Annotated in this window: 13 protein-coding genes, 1 pseudogene and 1 riboswitch; of the genes and pseudogenes, 5 read left to right on the top strand and 9 right to left on the bottom strand. The window is 47.3% G+C overall.

Annotated features, from left to right (window positions below; translation table 11 throughout):
• Positions 1-357: 357 nt before the first annotated feature.
• The gene (locus tag AC2TF5_RS25335; RefSeq protein ID WP_491299844.1) at positions 358-1,542 is read left to right on the top strand and encodes a DUF418 domain-containing protein; all 1,185 of its coding nucleotides are present in this window, start codon (positions 358-360) and stop codon (positions 1,540-1,542) included.
• A gap of 164 nt (positions 1,543-1,706) precedes the next feature.
• On the opposite strand, the gene AC2TF5_RS25330 is transcribed toward AC2TF5_RS25335, so the two are convergent.
• The 6 genes from AC2TF5_RS25330 to AC2TF5_RS25305 form a co-directional block, all read right to left on the bottom strand.
• Positions 1,707-2,537: a TatD family hydrolase gene (locus AC2TF5_RS25330; protein ID WP_491299843.1), complete on the bottom strand. Its 831-nt coding sequence runs from the start codon at positions 2,535-2,537 to the stop codon at positions 1,707-1,709.
• A gap of 24 nt (positions 2,538-2,561) precedes the next feature.
• A complete protein-coding gene (locus AC2TF5_RS25325) occupies positions 2,562-3,365 on the bottom strand; it encodes an ABC transporter ATP-binding protein (RefSeq protein ID WP_491302998.1) in 804 nt (267 codons plus the stop codon).
• Between the two features lie 77 nt (positions 3,366-3,442).
• Positions 3,443-4,204 (bottom strand): ABC transporter permease, encoded by a 762-nt coding sequence (locus AC2TF5_RS25320; protein ID WP_491299842.1) that lies wholly within the window; start codon positions 4,202-4,204, stop codon positions 3,443-3,445.
• Entirely contained in the window at positions 4,201-4,494 is a 294-nt protein-coding gene (locus AC2TF5_RS25315; protein ID WP_491299841.1) for an MTH1187 family thiamine-binding protein, read from the bottom strand. The genes AC2TF5_RS25320 and AC2TF5_RS25315 overlap by 4 nt, the downstream gene beginning before the upstream one ends.
• A 45-nt stretch (positions 4,495-4,539) precedes the next feature.
• Positions 4,540-5,571: an ABC transporter substrate-binding protein gene (locus tag AC2TF5_RS25310; protein ID WP_491299840.1), complete on the bottom strand. Its 1,032-nt coding sequence runs from the start codon at positions 5,569-5,571 to the stop codon at positions 4,540-4,542.
• 103 nt (positions 5,572-5,674) lie between these two features.
• Positions 5,675-5,786: riboswitch (TPP riboswitch) on the bottom strand.
• Positions 5,787-5,875: 89 nt separating this feature from the next.
• Positions 5,876-6,259 carry a VOC family protein gene (locus tag AC2TF5_RS25305; protein WP_491299839.1) on the bottom strand — a complete coding sequence of 128 codons (384 nt, stop codon included), beginning with the start codon at positions 6,257-6,259 and terminating at the stop codon, positions 5,876-5,878.
• 252 nt (positions 6,260-6,511) lie between these two features.
• On the opposite strand from AC2TF5_RS25305, the gene AC2TF5_RS25300 reads away from it, so the two are divergent.
• Together AC2TF5_RS25300 and AC2TF5_RS25295 are read left to right on the top strand one after the other, a co-directional pair.
• Positions 6,512-8,029 (top strand): diguanylate cyclase domain-containing protein, encoded by a 1,518-nt coding sequence (locus AC2TF5_RS25300; RefSeq protein ID WP_491299838.1) that lies wholly within the window; start codon positions 6,512-6,514, stop codon positions 8,027-8,029.
• Between the two features lie 84 nt (positions 8,030-8,113).
• Entirely contained in the window at positions 8,114-9,160 is a 1,047-nt protein-coding gene (locus tag AC2TF5_RS25295) for an EAL domain-containing protein (protein ID WP_491299837.1), read from the top strand.
• A gap of 200 nt (positions 9,161-9,360) precedes the next feature.
• On the opposite strand, the gene AC2TF5_RS25290 is transcribed toward AC2TF5_RS25295, so the two are convergent.
• The 3 genes from AC2TF5_RS25290 to AC2TF5_RS25280 form a co-directional block, all read right to left on the bottom strand.
• Positions 9,361-11,664: a glycoside hydrolase family 65 protein gene (locus AC2TF5_RS25290; RefSeq protein ID WP_491299836.1), complete on the bottom strand. Its 2,304-nt coding sequence runs from the start codon at positions 11,662-11,664 to the stop codon at positions 9,361-9,363.
• 96 nt (positions 11,665-11,760) lie between these two features.
• On the bottom strand, positions 11,761-12,411 hold the full coding sequence (pgmB, locus tag AC2TF5_RS25285) for a beta-phosphoglucomutase (protein ID WP_491299835.1): 651 nt from the start codon (positions 12,409-12,411) through the stop codon (positions 11,761-11,763).
• Between the two features lie 96 nt (positions 12,412-12,507).
• Positions 12,508-13,539 carry a LacI family DNA-binding transcriptional regulator gene (locus AC2TF5_RS25280; RefSeq protein WP_491299834.1) on the bottom strand — a complete coding sequence of 344 codons (1,032 nt, stop codon included), beginning with the start codon at positions 13,537-13,539 and terminating at the stop codon, positions 12,508-12,510.
• Positions 13,540-14,013: 474 nt separating this feature from the next.
• Between AC2TF5_RS25280 and AC2TF5_RS25275 the strand changes: the two genes are divergently transcribed.
• Both AC2TF5_RS25275 and AC2TF5_RS25270 read left to right on the top strand, forming a co-directional pair.
• The gene (locus tag AC2TF5_RS25275; RefSeq protein ID WP_491299833.1) at positions 14,014-15,714 is read left to right on the top strand and encodes an alpha-amylase family glycosyl hydrolase; all 1,701 of its coding nucleotides are present in this window, start codon (positions 14,014-14,016) and stop codon (positions 15,712-15,714) included.
• Positions 15,715-15,920 (top strand): annotated as a pseudogene (locus AC2TF5_RS25270) (hypothetical protein); the annotation flags it as partial.
• Positions 15,921-16,024 lie beyond the last annotated feature (104 nt).

Here is a 16,024-nt window from a genome sequence, read left to right as displayed (position 1 = left end):
CGTTTATTTAGCTCTTTCCAGAGGGATTGTTGTAGAATCTACAACAATTTCAGTAGTTTCAGGCATTCTGCCCGTCCAATGATGTAAAAAATACAACAATACTCAACATTACTAACTTTGGCGATGAGCCTAAAAAATAGCATACACGTAATTTCTAAAGAAAGAATAAAGAAATCTGGGTAACCAGGAAGAATGATCTGCATTCACTCAATTGCAGCGTAGCGTTATGTAACGACGTCGAGATAGTATGCAAAGGCATCTATTGTTAATCAAGAGTACAGGCTGTTATATTAAAACTTTATACTTTCTTTATTATTGTACCTTAACCTGAAGGCATAATGATAAGGAGGTACGAGCATGGCAACCGTTCAGCATCAAAGAATTACACTCATTGATAGTTTAAGAGGCTTTGCTTTATTCGGTATATTTTTGGCGAACATTAGTTTTTTTACGACGTCGTTACAAACGATTTCTTTTGGGGTCGAGTTATGGTCGGGATGGTATAATGAAATCCTTTTACTGTTCCGCGGCATTGTTATTGATGGGAAATTCATATTGATTTTTTCCTTTTTATTTGGCTTTGGTATGGTGCTGTTACAGGAGAGCAGCCTGGCAAAAGGTAGGAAATTTACTCCTATCTATGTCCGGAGACTGAGTGCCTTACTTGTGTTTGGTATCATTCATGGAATCTTTATTTGGTATGGAGATGTTCTGACACACTACGCAATTCTAGGCTTTTTATTATTACTTTTTCAGCGTTGTAAACCAAAAACACTCTTGATCTGGTCACTGTCTCTGTTATTGATAGTTCCGGTTCTTCTTACTGGAGCTAGCCTGATTCCTTCTACAGGGGGGAATGCATTCGAACCTTTAAGTAAAGCGGATGCTCATCAGATGGGCGTTTATTTTCAAGAACGGGATGCCGCGATCTATGGAGAGGGCACTTTTCAGCAAATAATCGTTCAACGGCTAAATGATTACATATCGTCTCTCTTTAATATGCTGCTCTTTTACCCGCAAATATTAGGGATGTTTTTAATGGGGGCCTATTTCTGTAAACGTCGAATACTGCACGAGGTACGGGAGAACCGCAGGATCATTATGAGGCTGATCATTTTGGGAGGTAGTGTGGGTCTTGCTCTTCAACTTATCATGGTATTAATAGAGGGACTGCCGTCTTGGGGTGAAGCTGTGGCATTGTTTGTTGGTGCGCCTATGCTGACTTTAGCTTATATCAGTATGTTTGCTTTGGTTTATCAGAAGAGAGCTTGGCAGAACGTGCTGTACATTTTTTCTTATCCGGGAAAAATGGCCTTTACTAATTATCTCCTTCAATCGTTCGTTTGTGGCTTAATCTTTTACAGCTACGGTCTTGGATGGTATGGAACGATCGAGCCAATTTGGCAGATGCTGCTGGTCATCATCATATTTGCACTACAGATTGTATTCAGTAAAATGTGGCTAAAACGCCTTCCGTTAGGCCCCTTTGAATATATTTGGCGTGTGTTTACGTATTGGGGAAATCCGGTGAAGAAGGGATGAGTGGTCAATAACTAGCTAACAAAATAGCTTAGGTTTTATTCACTCCATGATAAAGGGGCTACCAAGTGTAACTTTTGGTTTAGCCCCTTTTATTCCTATATCTATGTTAGTGGAATTACGCTTTGACTATCGCGTTTGACCGTCAGGTGACCGGATCTTTAGAACTACCTCATGCGATAAAACCGCCGGGCATTGTCATACAAAATACGGCGTGCCTCCATCAGGCTGAGGCCTTGAATATCGGCCCAGGCTGATGCCACGTCGGCGGTCATGCGAGGGTGTGTCGCCTGACCTAGAAACGGTCCTTCAAACGGCCATGGTCCGTCCGTTTCGGACATAACCTGACCGGTTGGGTACAGGCGCGCCAGTTCACGGATTTCCTGCTCGTAGAGCAGATCCGGGGTGAACGAAATGCAGTAGCCCGCTTCAGCCATCCGCATGATCGTTTCCGGCGATCCTTTGAACCAGTGGAAGTGAGCTGAAGTTACATCATGTTTCTTCAGCAGGTCGCAGGCGATATTAGCGTCTTCGTAAACGGCATGAAGGATGACCGGCTTGTTATGCTTTTTGGCAATTATAATGAACCGCTCCAGCAAGTCCTCGTAAGGGCGGTTGTCCCAATCCTTACCGCTGGATTGCGCTTCGAGCCGGGAATAGTAAGGAAGCCCGACTTCTCCCACCGCGATCATCTCATCCAGATGACTTTCCATAAAGGCGAACAGGGAGTCAATCTCGGCTAGAGACGGTATTTGTTGTTCAGGGTGATAGCCAAAAGCGGGTTTCACGCGGTCAACGAATCGGCGTGCCAGCTCGAGATTGCGTTGGCAAGATTCCAGATGCATAGATACGGAGATAACGGATTCCACGCCGTATAAGGGCAGGCTTTCAACAATGGAAAGATGCTGATCAATTGGATATGTATCTAGATGGATGTGAGCATCGATCAGGGGAAAATTCAAGGAATCCGTATCCGGTTTTGTATGAACAGATGCCATTTTTTCATCTCCTTACCTGAAAGTTCAGCGCTTCCGCAGTTCTTCACGCATCATAGCAGAAATTTCGTGTTTCAAGTCCAGGAAAGCCGGATCTGACAGGATATTTTCCCGACGGGGACGAGAGAAAGGTACCTCGATTTTTTGCAGAATGGAGGCAGGACGGCTCGACATGACGTATACGGTATCGGACAGAAGCAGCGCTTCTTCAATATGGTGTGTAATCATCAGAACGGAGCGACGATGCTCCTCCCATATATCGAGCAGCCAGCGCTGCATGTCGCTGCGGGTCAGCGCGTCGAGTGCGCTGAACGGCTCATCCAGGCACATCACCTCCTGCGGGCTCATCATCGCTCGAAGAAAAGCGGTCCGTTGCTGCATGCCGCCGGATAGCGTGTGCGGATAAGCCTTCTCAAATCCGGTAAGTCCCGCCCGTTCAATCCAGAGGCGCGTTTCCTCCAGTGCTTGTACCTTGGGCATGCCAGCGAGTTCACGTGGAAGGAGCACGTTGTCTTCGACCGTGCGCCATGGGAAGAGGGCAGGTTGCTGTGGCATATAGGCGATCAAGCCCTTTTGCCCGGTTACATCTGCACCATCCATCCAGATGCTGCCGGCGTCCGGCGCAGTTAGCCCGCCTATAATGTGAAACAGCGTGCTCTTTCCGCTGCCGGATGGTCCGATGATGGAGACGAATTGTCCAGGTTGTACGGTCAGTGAAAGACCATCCAGTACCCGGACCTCCTGTTTGCGATCCCGGAATGACTTAGTGATACCACGTGCTTCCAGCACAGGCGGAGAGGAGAGCTTATTCGAGTTTTCAGGATGATCCATTTGGTGTTGTTGGCTCGCAGGATTTAATTTGACCTTCACCTGAAAACACCTCCCTTATTTGTAAATTGGTGCGAAGATTATTTCTCCTGCTTCGGATTCCAACGGATGAGCCGTCTCTCCAGCAGGGTAATAAGCGCAACCATGAGTAAACTTAACAAGACAATGATAAAAATAGCGACAAATACGCGGTCCGTACGGTAAGCGGATTTCTGCAGCATCATGAAATATCCGATTCCTTTGTCCGAGCCGATCCACTCCCCGATCACCGCGCCCATGACTGAATACGTAGCTGCAATCCGGACACCAGAGAAGATGGAGGGGAGGGCATAAGGTAGCTCCAGCTTACGGAACGTCTGCCATTTGCTTGCACCGGCCATCTCCATGTAATTCATCATTGTCCGATCCGTACGAGCGAGACCGTCCATAGCTGAGACAGCAACCGGAAAGAAGCATACAAGTGTAATGACAATAATTTTAGGTAAGATTCCAAACCCGAACCAGATCATGAGCAGTGGAGCCAGCGCAATTGTCGGCACATTTTGGCTCACAACGAGAAGCGGATACAGCGCGGTTTTCATCCAAGGGACCAGATGAAGCAGCAGCGCGATGATCAAACCGACAGCCGTTCCGATGGCGAAGCCAATCAGTGTCAGCTGCAGGGTGGCAAGCGTATGTCCGAGCAGGTCTTCGGCTCCGGCAGCGGCTTCTCGGGCGATGTCCGAAGGCGGAGGCAGGATCCAGGCTTCCACATCGAACCAGGAGACAGCCAGCTGCCACACTGTTAAAAAGAAGAGGACCGCCACAACGGGCGGCCATAGACGATTCCACCAAATCCTCATGGACGGTATTTCTCAGTCAGCCGATCCATGCTGATTCCTTCGGGATTCTGCGCTATTTTCACTTGGGATATGACGCTCGGACAGCCAGCCTTGAAAAGTGCCTCGTGCATATCATTCACAATCTTCAGCAGCTCTGGCAGTTCTCCTTCCAGTGTCGTTTCCAGCGCGTTCACCTGATATTTGACACCGGATTCCTGAATGACCTTGATCGCTACGTCTACATAAGGTATGCTGTCCCGGCCGTCGGGTGTCTTGGGAATCACTTGAATGCTGAGCAGTGTACTTGCCATGGTCCATTCCATCCTTTCGTTATATCGGATCTATTGTTCTGCGATTTACGGGCTATCTGGTAAAAAATCGTTCGTGAACGTGCTGCCTGCCTCGAGCGGCTTATCCAGCAATTTACGTTCAAACATCCATTCAGCATAACCCTTCCACACGCTTTCTTTCTGTTCTCCCCAGCGTTGAGCATCGTCTTGGTAAAGCGGGCTGAGCCACTTCTGGCTAGCCAGAACCAGATCCTTGTCCAGCTCAGGTACCGCCTTGGAGAGGAGTGCTGCAGCTTCTTCCGGCTGTTTAATGGCGTAGTCATAGCCTTTAGCCGTGGCGCGCATGAACGCTTTGACCAGTTCCGGATCTTCATTGATCATTTTCTCGCTCGTTACCAGTACAGGTGTATAATAATCCAGCGCTTCTGAATAGTCTTTCACATAAATCATATCCAGTTTCTCTCCGCGAAGCTCGGCTTCAATACCGGTCCAAGCGTAAAAGATCCAGGCAAAATCAATATCGCGCTTCACGGCAGTGAAAAAATCCGCATCTCCCATATTAATCATTTTTACCTTGCTTACGTCGGCGTTATCTTTCTCCATGATCGATTTCATCACAGCCTCTTCTACAGGGGAACCCCAACCGCCGTAAGCTTTACCTTCAAAATCGCCTGCTTTTTTAATACTTCGGTCAACCGGAGCGGCAAATCCGGACGTATTATGCTGGATCACAGCTGCAATCGAAACGAGCGGCACGCCTTGAGTCCGTGCCAGAGTGACACTTTCTTGGTAGCTGACACCGAAGTCAGCTTTGCCTGAGGCGACCAGAGCATCACTGCCGCCAGCACCGGGCTGTATGATCTTGACGTTGAGCCCTTCCTCCTCGTAATATCCAAGATCTTTTGCAGCGTAAAGCCCTGTATGGTTCGTGTTTGCCGACCAGTCCAGCATAACCTGAACGTCTCGCAGCTCAGCAGCAGGTTTGTTCGAATCACTAGCTCCTTCATTGTTCGGTTTTTCTTTGTTTCCGCATCCGGCAACAACAAGCAGCACCGTGCAGATTATGACCAAGGACATCCATCTTTTATTCCGTACCATGTTCTCTCTCCTTCTGAACACTTACTTCTACATACCTAATCACAAAAAAAGCGTCCCGATATTCGGGACGCATACGAGCGCAAAGGTTGATAGCGGTATAAAGAGACCGCTAGATACACATTCCTACGCTGGCATTACCCAGATCAGGTATAAGGGTCAGTATATTTAAGGTATACAATCTCAGCCGGCCAATTCCAGCACCCCGATTCTTATGAAGTTGTTCACATAATTTATGATTAACTACGTGTATTATAGTCCGGCCTTCAACATCTGTCCAGTGAAGGTCTGAAAGCTATGGATATCCTCAGCGCTGGAAAAATTCAATGTTCTCCCCTTCGGGGCCGTGAATAAAGAAGTAGCGATGCCCGTTTGGCAGAGTAACGATTTCTTCATCTAAATGCGGTACATTCAGAGCTTTTACCCGGGCGTATTCTTCTTCAATGTTGTCTGTGCTTACAGCAAAGTGATGGACCGTCCCTTCAGCCGGAAGGGAATCGCTGTACCCTTGAATAAGCTCGACTTCGGTCTCATCTGCACCGTGAAAGCCGAGGAATGCCAGCTCTATGACTCCGTTCGTATGTGTAAGCCGTCCTTTCAGCTCAAGTCCGACAACCTCCGTATAAAATGCAAGCGTCTTATCCAGGTCCCGTACCACAATACCTACATGATCCAGTCGTCTCTGTGTCATTCTCCAGGCACTCCTTTAATAATGAAAGTTTAAGAAATTAAAAGAATCATAGCATTTAATTCCCAGTTGTCAAGTGGGGATACTAAAAGGGAGAAGATCTTCCACAGGTGGGTTCAAATCTTACACTTTTGCGTTCTATTCTTTACTTCCCGATGGGTAAAAAGTATCATTGAATAGATGGATATTATAATTCTTTAGGCCTACTACATACATTATGTCTACACAAGCTAACCTTTTACAGGGGGAACGCTTATGAACTGGAATATAGCACGAATGACACCGCTGAGGCTGGCGGTCATATATTTGTTTGTTCAATTTATGATTGTGCTTTGGGCTCCGGAAGCCGTAGCTGTTCAGAGGGTGCTAACGGTTATCGCGCCGCTGGCGGCTTCAGGATACCTCGCTTTAGTTGCCTTGCGGCATATGGGATCGCTGCGGATTTTTTGGATGCTGGTCATGCTGGGACTGATCTGTGAAGGACTAGCCCAGTTCATATGGGCATATCCGATATGGACTAAGGGAGAATATCTGGCTGAACTGAGCGCCGCGGATTGGCTCTGGACCATGGAGATGGTGCTGTTTACCACAGGGCTAGTTTATTTGTTCGGACAAGAACAAGGACTGCTTAGAGGTCTGCGGTTTATGTTTGATATCGTTATTATATTTATCGTCTTTATTACGGTAAGTTGGGAATATCTCTTGAAGCCTCAACTGCAGGGTTACCTCCTAGAAGGAGAAGGGACCTCGCTCTGGGTAAACCTGATGTATCCAGTGTGCGGCATTATACTGATATTTTTCACACTTGTCTTGTATGCTAATGCCAAGCAAGTTCAGGCCATGGTTGCAGTGTATCTTTGTTTTGGTGGCTTAGCTTTTGTAATCGGTAACCTATTTTATTTAGTTACTGTCGATTTGGTGGGGGCTGTTCCGAACCCTTATTTGGATCTGCTCTGGACAACGGCTGTGTTCCTTATCGGAATGGCGGGCGTACGTTCGGTTTCTGGAATGCGGGAAAAGGACATCGTGGAGGACAAGCAGTCAGCAGTCGGGACATTTTTGGTAAAGTATCTGCTGCCGTACGGTGTTCTTGGGTGGCTTTTTTATCTAATCTCGGAGCGATTCGAGGGATGGAGCGGACTGTTTACAGGCTTGTCGCTTAGCGTACTGTTTATTCTGGTTCGTCAGGTGCTCATCCAATTGGAAAATGACCGGCTGATGGAGCGTCTGCATGACAGCTTGAAGCAAAGTGAGTATCTGGCTCATCATGATGATCTCACAGGCTTGTACAACCGTCGTTATTTCAATGCCCGTCTGATGGAGGGCATAGAGGATGCTGACCAAAATGGGAGTAGGCTGGGTCTGCTGTATATGGACCTGAACCAGTTTAAATCCGTGAATGACAGCTACGGTCACCGGACCGGTGATCTGCTTATCCAAATGGTAGCCCGAAGATTGTGTTCCTTGGACAGCGAACGAATGATTGTTTCCCGTCTGGGCGGGGACGAATTTACCGTTATGGTCTATCCTGCCGTGGACGATAAAGAATTGGAGGAACTAGCTGACCAGATTAGCGCGCTGTTGAGCAAGCCCTATGAGCTGGAGGGAGTCGAGATCCAGACGGGGGCTAGCATTGGACTTGCGGTATATCCGGATCATGCCGCGAATGATCAGGAGTTGATCGGACGAGCTGATTCTGCGATGTATGCAGCTAAGGAAAGTGGAGAAGACTGGCAATTATATGCCCAATCTCCACCTACAGTTTCATCATAAAAATGTTAAAAATTGCAAAGATTTTGTAAGCTATATGCCGATAAGAAGTATAGATAGTGAGTGAGCTTGCTGAGGAGGACAATCATGTTTTGCAATAACTGCAGCACCATTGAACCGATTGAGGACCGGGGAATCATTTATATACGTCCGATATTTGCCGAGCTGATGTTGATGTTCCGTGAGAACGGCTGTGCTGTAGAGGAGACACCGGAAAGTTGTGCCCTCCATTACAGTGATCATGAGGAAATACTCTTCATGTTGCAGCACATGCAAGTTCTTCCTTCATACATCCAGCAGCAATTGAACTTTAGCGTGACTAGAGGAGTTGTGCCGGATGTTCAGCATAAATGGACGCCACTACGTGAATTTGAGGAACGTATGAAGCATTATGATGTTGTTAAGATTATTTTGGAAAAGAAGTTTACGAGCTTTATGCAGCCGATTGTGGACGGTTCTGAACAGATTGTAGCTTATGAGTTTCTGTTGCGTTCGAGCGAGAACGGCGTGCCGTTTCAGCCCTATGAGCTGTTTGAAACTGCGCGCAAGACAGGACTGCATTCGTTCTTGGATCGTGCGGCCAGAATATCGGCAATTGAGACGAGCGCTCTTTGGCTACCGAAGGGTGTTAAGCGTTTTGTGAACTTTTTGCCCTCTTCCATATATAATCCGGAATTTTGTCTCACCCATACCTTTGATACGATTGAACGGCTGTCGCTTGATCCGACGGATTTTGTGTTTGAGGTGGTTGAGACAGAGCGTATGGATGATGTGAAACATCTTCAGTCTATTTTTGAGGTGTATCGACAAAATGGGATTTCTGTAGCGATGGATGATGTTGGAGCCGGCTACTCGACGCTCGAACAGATGATCAGGCTGAAGCCGGATTATGTGAAGATTGACCGGAGTCTAATTGACCATTGTGATGTGAACCCGGCGCAGCAAAAGCAGCTGTCGACCATTACGGACATTGCCCATGATTTTGGTGCGAAGGTGCTGGCTGAAGGCATTGAACGAAGGGAAGAATTTGAATTTTGTCGTGGAATCGGCATGGAGCTGGCCCAGGGTTATTTGTTCGGAAAGCCGGACAGCCGCCCGCCGTGTGACTATGAACGCAGTTTGATATGCTCATAATGGACGATGTGAGGTCCGGGCATTTGAATACATATTTGCTGTAACTCTCATACATAGCACCCATGGGTGCTTTTTCTTTTGCCTATGAACATGTTGGAAGATGCAATCCCCGGATATTCCACCAAAGTAAAAAACGGGTACCGTCCTTGAGGACAGTACCCGCTTTCTTATACCCGTCAGACTTCATTTTGTAAAGCTAATTATCTGGCCACTTTTACGTCACCCATACCGCTGATGGTGTGCTCTTTGCCGTTCAGACTGATAGCAGCTGGAATATCGGTCTCGTTCAAGACGATAATTTCCTTGTCTGTAACGTTCACCTTCAAGCGGGAGCCCCGGAACATAACCTTGAAGGAGAAGGAGGTCCAGTGACCCGGGATGAACGGATTCAGGTGAAGCACGCCGTCTTTAACGCGCAGACCGCCGAAGCCATGAATGACAGACATCCATGTACCGGCCATGCTGGTCGTATGGCAGCCGTCTTCCGTATCATTGTTGTAGTTGTCCAGATCGAGCCTTGAGGTCCGAAGATACATTTCGTACGCTTTCTCCTGATATCCCAACTCGCAGGCGAGAATGGAATGCACACAAGGGGAGAGAGAGGACTCATGCACGGTGAACGGCTCATAGAAATCAAAGTTGCGTTTCTTAGTGTCCAGATCATAACGGTCACCCAGGAAGAACAATCCTTGCAGAACGTCTGCTTGTTTAATGTAAACCGAACGTAGGATGCGGTCCCATGACCAGTTTTGGTTCAGCGGGAGATGTTTAGGATCCAAATCCTTAACCGGCACAAGCTCCTTGTCGAGGAAGCCGTCCTGCTGCAGGAAGACGCCGCGCTCTGTGTCAACCGGATAGTACATTTTATTAATAATGTCCTGCCATTTCGTCGTTTCTTCTTCCTGAAGATTCAACTTGCCAACTAGCTCCGTATAACGCTCTGGCTCGTTCTGCTCCAGATAGTTCAACACATCCAGTGTATATTCCATCGTCCAGCAAGCGATCCGGTTCGTGTACCAGTTGTTGTTGACGTTGTTCTCGTACTCGTTCGGGCCAGTCACACCAAGCATTACATACTGGTCCTTGGCAGGAACGTAGTTAACACGCTGTTCCCAGAAGCGAGAAATTTCCGCAAGCACTTCAAGACCGTATTGACCGAGGTAAGCGAAGTCACCGGTGTAATTAACATAGTTATAAATGGCATAGGCAATAGCTCCGTTACGGTGAATTTCTTCAAACGTGATTTCCCACTCGTTGTGGCATTCCTCGCCGTTCATCGTCACCATCGGATACAATGCGCCTTTGGTGAATCCGAGCTTCTTCGCGTTTTCCTTTGCCTTCTCCAGATGTTTGTAACGGTAAATGAGCAGGTTGCGGGAGATGCTGGAGTCCGCTGTGCTCAAGTAGAACGGAAGGCAATAGGCTTCTGTATCCCAGTAAGTGCTGCCGCCGTATTTCTCGCCTGTGAATCCTTTCGGCCCGATGTTCAGACGGTCATCCTCACCGCTGTACGTTTGGTTGAGCTGAAAAATATTAAAGCGGATCGCCTGTTGTGCGGCAACGTCACCTTCGATGACGATGTCACTTTCTTTCCATTTGTCGCCCCAAGCAGTCGCTTGTTCGCGAAGCAGTTCATTGAATCCTGCCTGTACGGCTGTATTTAACACCTCGCGGGCAGCCTCGACCAACTGGCCAAGACCATGGTTGCGGGAAGTGACGTTTGCGACATATTTATAGAGTGATACTACTTCGCCTTCATTAGCTTGAACGGATACCCGGTTTCCGGCGAATTTTTCCCGTTCAATGATCTCGGCATCCAGATTCAGCTTCTCACCGTTTTTCGAAATCTCGTAGAACATAGCTGAGGTGACATGGAAGTCGAGCTTCTTAGTTTTAATCGTTAATGCTGCGGTACCTTGACCAGCTTCCTTGAACACCTCCAGCCAAAACTTCTCGTCATAGTTAGAGTCTTTATTCTTCACATCTCCGTCGAGGTATGGTGTGAAGATAAGCTCACCTGAGAAATTCAGAGGTGTTACAGAGTAGCGGATGCTTCCGATCTCATGACGGACAATGCTGACGAAACGAATGGCTTCAATCTTCAGTTCCTTGCCGTCTTCCATGACCGCTGTAAAGCTACGGGACAGATAGCCTTCTTTCATATTAAGCACGCGTACAAAATCTTTCACGGTGCATTTCGCCAAATCCAGCGATATGCCATTAACGTCAACATCAATGCCGATCCAGTTGGTGCTGTTAAGCACCTTGGCAAAATATTCGGGATATCCGTTCTTCCACCAGCCTACACGTGTTTTATCTGGATAATAAACACCAGCCATGTAGCTGCCTTGCAGGGAAGTTCCGCTGTACTGTTCTTCAAAGTTAGCACGCTGGCCCATAAAGCCATTACCGATACTAAAAACACTCTCAGAAATTTCATGGTTATGCGGATCGAATCCTTCTTCAATAATTGACCATTCATCAAGTTTTAAATATTGCTTCATAATTACCGGCTCCTTTGTGTTTAGGTAATAATGCTGGAAAAATATATGAATTATGCCCTTTGAAACGGGAGGCTATGCGCGTAAATCGCCGCTACCCTACAGTTCCTTTAGGCTGTTAAACGAGAAATCTGCCAGAGAGGGTACGACCAGATTGGCGCGTCCCAGTGTCTGCGGTGAACCAATGCCTACACTTCGCATACCGGCACGGATGGCGGCTTCAACACCGGCTTCTGCATCCTCGAATACAACGCACTCGGCTGCTGTTACCCCGAGCTCCTGAGCGCCAAGGAGGAATACCTCTGGATCAGGCTTCGCGCTTTGCGTTTTGGTGCCGTCGATAATGGCATCAAAATACGGCGTGAGTCCTGTATTATTCAGAATGAGCATCGCATTTTTGCTGGCGGATCCAAGCGCAACCTTGATGCCCTGAGACTTCAGCTCCTTCACGAATTCAAGTGCGCCCGGCAAAATTTCAGAGGCGTCCATTTTAGAAATATAATCGACATACCAGGTATTTTTCTTCGAAGCTAGCTCAAGCTTGGTTTCCTCATCCAGCTTCACTCCGCCGATTTCAAGCAGAATATCCAGAGAAGCCATGCGGCTGACGCCTTTCAAACGTTCGTTATCCTCTTCCGTGAACGTAAAGCCCAGCTCTTCAGCGAGCTGCTTCCAAGCGATAAAGTGGTATTTGGCAGTGTCTACAAGAACACCGTCCAGATCAAACAAACAGGCATTAATCGTAGTCATAAGGGCTCCTCCTATTTAAGTGCAAACGTTTGTACTAAGTTGAAAAAATAAAGGAAGCACATGACATGCTTCTTTTATTTAATTACCGTGTTGTTCCTACTTGGGCCTGGAATACATAGAAGATTCACGTATCATTAACCGGTGCGGAATAATATAACGGTTCGGCAGCACGGTATCGCCATCATGGCGGATGCTTTGAATCAGCGCTTGTGAGGCGGTATATCCTAGATTGTAAATACCAATATCCACACTGCTTAGCGGCGGCGTTGATAATTCAGTAATTGAAATGTTGTTAAAGCTAATAATTGACACGTCTTCAGGCACTTTGTATCCCAATTCGTGTAAGCCGCGGAGCACTCCGAACGATACGATATCGTCCACAATAACAAGAGCAGTTGGGCGTTCCGGCAGATTCATAAAGAAGGACATGGCACGGTACCCGCTGTCCTGTAAAAACTCGCCTTCCACAATCCACTCCTTGCGCATTTCAAGTCCCGAATCACCCAGAGCCTGAGCATATCCCTTCATCCGGTCTTGCGATACGACCAGATTGGGCGGGCCACTGACAAAACCGACTCGTTCATGGCCGAGAGAAATGAGATGTTTGGTTGCATCGTATGCGGCCTGCACGTTGTCGGTATCCACGGACAGCAGATCAGGATATTTATCGCTTCTCCCCACGAGCACGAAAGGGTAATTGTGAGACTTCAGAAACTCTACTACAGGATCATCCTGCCGTGAATACAGCAAAATGGCTCCGTCTACGCGTCGCCCGTTAAGCAGGCGCGATACAGCTTCGACTTCTTCCTTCTCATTACCACCGGAGCTGATGAGCACGTCATAGCCCGATCGATTCGCTTGGGTAACAATCCCCCGGATCAATTCCATAAAAAACAGGTTAAGGAACAATTCTTCAGCCGGTTTAGGAAGAATGACACAGATGCTTTCGGTCGTTTTTGAGACGAGGCTCTTAGCCATTATATTGGGGTGGTAACCCATTTCCTCCATGATTTCCTTGACCTTACGTGAAGTCTCTCGACTGATTCTGGGATGATTGGAGAGAACCCTGGACACAGTGGAGGGGGATACGCCCGCTTTTTTTGCGACATCTTTTATTGTTACAGCCATAAAAAACCTCCAGTGGAACCGTTTGCTTTTTTTTGAAAAATTCAAGAAATGAAATGTTTTACTTGTCAGAAATGCCAATAAACTAGAGTCTTTTAAACGGTTTCACACTGTTATCTTATCTCTAAACAGGAGCCTTGTAAATACGTACCGAAGACAGTAGGAGTACAAATTCACAAACTTCTCAAAAAATGAAGGCAACGTTAGAAAAGCGGAGAAATGCTTTTGTTATCGCTGTTAAAAAGCTAAAAACCGCTAAATTTGGACTCGTGCAAACGATTTAACAAAGGAGCTGCATGAGTTATGATGGAATAAATAAGAAAACGGATACATAGATGATTGAACACCGTTTACTGGCGCTTATTACAATTATAACCGTTGTATTCCTTGTTTCGAAGTCAGAATTGATCAAACGTTTGCATTTATTCTGTGTAGTGTTGGGATTTGAGATTGATGACGATGGAAAGGGAGATGATTATGAAGAGTTCAAAAAAAGTACATATACGAAAAATGACAGCTTGGCTTGCAAGTGCTGCGCTCCTTGGTGGACTGTTGTCCGGTTGTGGCAGTGGAGAAAAGCTTGAAGCTAGGGAGACTCCAGATCCTATCACGGAACCGGCACCGGTACAGTCGAAGGAGAAGGAAGGGACAGTCATTGCGCAGGGGGAAGTTGACGAGCAGCCTTCGGATGTTTATTACGAAATTTTTGTCCGTTCGTTTTACGATTCTGACGGTGATGGGATCGGCGATTTGAATGGTGTGATAGAGAAGCTGGATTATCTGAATGACGGGAATCCTGAAACGACAGATGATCTTGGTGTGACGGGGATCTGGCTTATGCCTATTAATCCATCGCCTTCGTACCACGGGTATGACGTAACGGACTACCGCGAGATTCATCCGGATTACGGAACGATGGAGGATTTCAAAAACCTGTTGGCGGAGGCCGACAAACGTGGAATTAAAGTGATCATGGATTTGGTCGTGAATCATTCCAGCACGGAGCATCCGTGGTTTGTAGAGGCTGCTTCGGATAAGGAGTCTGCTAAGCGGGATTGGTACCTGTGGGCAGAGGATCAGGGAAAGGAGCCGTCCGGTTCCAGTGCCGCCGGGAGCGGAAATCCGTGGCATGAGAAGAACGGCGCTCACTATATGGGCACTTTCTGGGGCGGCATGCCCGACTTGAACTTTGACAACCCGGATGTTCGAGAGGAAATGAAGGATATCGGGAAATTTTGGCTAGAGCAGGGAGTCGACGGATTTCGACTGGATGCAGCAAAGCATATTTATGAGGATCTGGCTTCCGATAAATCCGAAGCAACAACAGCTAAAAATGTCGCTTGGTGGCAGGAATTCCGGAGCAGCATGAACGAGATCAATCCCGATGCATATATCGTTGGCGAGGTATGGGAGAATGCGGTCAGCTCTATCGCTCCGTATCTCGATAAAGCGTTTGACTCAGGCTTTAACTTCGGTCTGGGAGAGAAGATGATCAGTGCCGTTCAGAACGGAAAGGACAATAATCTAGCCTTTACTCTGGAACGTACGTACAACTTGTTCAGCAAAGTGTCCAATGGGGCGTTCACAGATGCTGTATTTTTAACGAACCACGATCAGAACCGAGTCATGACGCAGCTGAACAACAACGTGGATCAGGCCAAAATGACGGCAGGTATTCTTCTGACGATGCCGGGAAATCCGTTTATATATTACGGCGAGGAAATTGGAATGCAGGGAGGTAAACCCGATGAGCAGATTCGGGAGCCGATGATCTGGTCGAATACGGGCAGCGATCAGGGTCAAACGACCTGGGAAGCGTTGAAATATAACAAGGGTGACCGTACTCAGGGTGTGGAGCAGCAGCTGGAAGATCCGGATTCATTGTTGTCCCGCTACCGCACACTGATTCAGTGGCGCAATGAAATGCCAGCTCTGCGGAACGGAACGATTAATACGTTTACATCTGGCGACGAACAGGTGATGGCCTATGTAAGGCGCACGAAGGAAAAACAGGCGCTTGTCGTCCATAACCTGTCTGATGTTGAGAAAACGGTCGATTTGGCGGCGAAGAGCGGCCAGCCAGCCTTCTCCATGCTTTCGAAAACGACGGGGGATGCAGCCGCTTTGAACGGAAGTAAGCTTACTCTGCCGCCATATACGACGGTTGTTTTGGAATAGTATGAGCAATATCAGAGAAGCGAACAGGACTCATTGGATGTGTTCTATGACACGTTGAAAAAGCATGGTATTAGTTGTAGCGTTCGCCTTGAACATGGAACGGATATTGATGCTGCTTGCGGACAATAAGAAGTAAACAAATTAATAAAACGAGACGAAGCCCAGAAGCGGGATCGTGCGGCAGTAAGGTGAAAAATAACGTATAGCGTAAAAATTGCATGAAGGTACATCGTTGTTGCAGTGATATAGTTACCGGCAAGGTGAACAAAAAAGATGCCTAAGGTCATTTTGACCTTAAGGCATCTTTTTT

The organism is Paenibacillus sp. JNUCC 34 (assembly GCF_058269055.1).
This window is presented reverse-complemented; position numbering and strand designations above follow the sequence as displayed.

Bases quoted from the DNA above. Each gene is read 5' to 3' on its own strand.
- AC2TF5_RS25310 (WP_491299840.1), bottom strand. From the start codon at position 5,571: ATGGTACGGAATAAAAGATGGATGTCCTTGGTCATAATCTGCACGGTG.
- AC2TF5_RS25325 (WP_491302998.1), bottom strand. From the start codon at position 3,365: ATGGATCATCCTGAAAACTCGAATAAGCTCTCCTCTCCGCCTGTGCTG.
- AC2TF5_RS25290 (WP_491299836.1), bottom strand. From the start codon at position 11,664: ATGAAGCAATATTTAAAACTTGATGAATGGTCAATTATTGAAGAAGGA.
- AC2TF5_RS25320 (WP_491299842.1), bottom strand. From the start codon at position 4,204: ATGAGGATTTGGTGGAATCGTCTATGGCCGCCCGTTGTGGCGGTCCTC.
- AC2TF5_RS25305 (WP_491299839.1), bottom strand. From the start codon at position 6,259: ATGACACAGAGACGACTGGATCATGTAGGTATTGTGGTACGGGACCTG.
- AC2TF5_RS25335 (WP_491299844.1), top strand. From the start codon at position 358: ATGGCAACCGTTCAGCATCAAAGAATTACACTCATTGATAGTTTAAGA.
- AC2TF5_RS25300 (WP_491299838.1), top strand. From the start codon at position 6,512: ATGAACTGGAATATAGCACGAATGACACCGCTGAGGCTGGCGGTCATA.
- AC2TF5_RS25330 (WP_491299843.1), bottom strand. From the start codon at position 2,537: ATGGCATCTGTTCATACAAAACCGGATACGGATTCCTTGAATTTTCCC.
- AC2TF5_RS25280 (WP_491299834.1), bottom strand. From the start codon at position 13,539: ATGGCTGTAACAATAAAAGATGTCGCAAAAAAAGCGGGCGTATCCCCC.
- AC2TF5_RS25315 (WP_491299841.1), bottom strand. From the start codon at position 4,494: ATGGCAAGTACACTGCTCAGCATTCAAGTGATTCCCAAGACACCCGAC.
- AC2TF5_RS25275 (WP_491299833.1), top strand. From the start codon at position 14,014: ATGAAGAGTTCAAAAAAAGTACATATACGAAAAATGACAGCTTGGCTT.
- pgmB (WP_491299835.1), bottom strand. From the start codon at position 12,411: ATGACTACGATTAATGCCTGTTTGTTTGATCTGGACGGTGTTCTTGTA.
- AC2TF5_RS25295 (WP_491299837.1), top strand. From the start codon at position 8,114: ATGTTTTGCAATAACTGCAGCACCATTGAACCGATTGAGGACCGGGGA.